General features: G+C 52.1%; 2 protein-coding genes. One reads left to right on the top strand and one right to left on the bottom strand.

The window, feature by feature from the left end:
• On the bottom strand, nt 1-665 hold a 665-nt coding region (locus D6694_01035), incomplete at its 3' end, for a hypothetical protein (GenBank protein RMH47996.1).
• 266 nt (nt 666-931) lie between these two features.
• Between D6694_01035 and D6694_01030 the strand changes: the two genes are divergently transcribed.
• The coding region (locus tag D6694_01030; GenBank protein RMH47995.1) for a dicarboxylate/amino acid:cation symporter at nt 932-1,266 on the top strand (335 nt) is incomplete at its 3' end.

Genomic DNA, 1,266 nt, shown 5'->3' with positions numbered 1-1,266 from the left:
CTTTGTGCCACACCATTGACTGTGGTCACAGGACTTGACAGTGTGGCAGTACCCTGGGCGACACAGCCAGAAGAAAAGTTAACATCGACAGGCTGGGTAAAGGGATTGCCATTTTCGTCCACAATCGACACCGTAACCGTCGTTGTGCCCCCGGCAGAAATCGGTGACTGACCAATGGCGGCCACCCCTTCTTGGAATGGATTGCCCGACCCCATACGCACATTGGTGGCCCCCACGGCGAACACCAGTGACGCCGTCTCACCAGTTGAAATGCTGGCAGTGATGGTGCCGGCACCCAATGAACTGCCAGCAAGAATGTCCGTCACCGCTTGATTGTTGGCGTCCGTCATCGCCGTCGGGACAGGAATCTCTCCGATATCAGAGCTGAAAGTCACCACTACAGGCTGTGTGATCCCATTGACGGTTGCAATGATGCGACCAGGGCGTGCTGCTGTGATAGTTTGCGTTGGTTGGCCATCGATTGCTGACACCAGCTGCAAACTGATGGTGATGGTCGGTGTTGTTCCACCCCCACCGCCGCCACTGCCGCCGCCAATGGTTGTGCCCAAATCACCTCCAGAGCCACCACAAGCGGATAAAATGATTGCGCTGATGGCCATCAGCGCCCAACGAACCCCTTTCATCACATTGTGCAACCCATACATTAGAAGACTCTCCCGTCTGTTATCTGACCTGCGACACAGGTACGAACCTATACTTCAATTAACGCTAGCCTACCGCAATTCACCAGCTCATGACAACGGAAAAACTGTGATTCCGATTCAAATTCAACAAGTTCTGCTCAAAAGATAGCCTAGATTCTAAAGTTGTCGATATTTGACTTTTATTTTCATTCACGCAGACTAACCCATTAAGTGCAGTCGAAGCGGCAACGCACCCAGTGAGGATCACTATGCAAAACAACAAAACAATGGGTTTAAGCACACAAATCATTATTGGTATGTTCGCCGGCTTGGTTTTTGGCCTGATCGCAAGGCTCGTCGGGCTCGCTGAAGTGAGCTGGTTTGACCAATTCATCACTTCCGGTGTTTTGCATGTCATTGGTCAAATATTCATTCGCTCGCTGCAAATGCTTGTTGTACCGCTCGTTTTTGTCAGTCTGGTGTGCGGGACTTGCCAACTCTCCGACCCCACTCGTTTGGGGCGAATGGGTGGAAAAACCGTGTTGCTGTATCTGATGACGACTGCCATCGCTGTCTCTGTCGCATTGACCGCAGCCGTCTGGCTGGAACCCGGAAGCCCAGG

The organism is Gammaproteobacteria bacterium, assembly GCA_003696665.1.
GTDB lineage: Bacteria > Pseudomonadota > Gammaproteobacteria > Enterobacterales.
The sequence above is the reverse complement of the archived record's forward strand: the minus strand, read 5'-3'. Positions and strand labels throughout refer to the sequence as shown.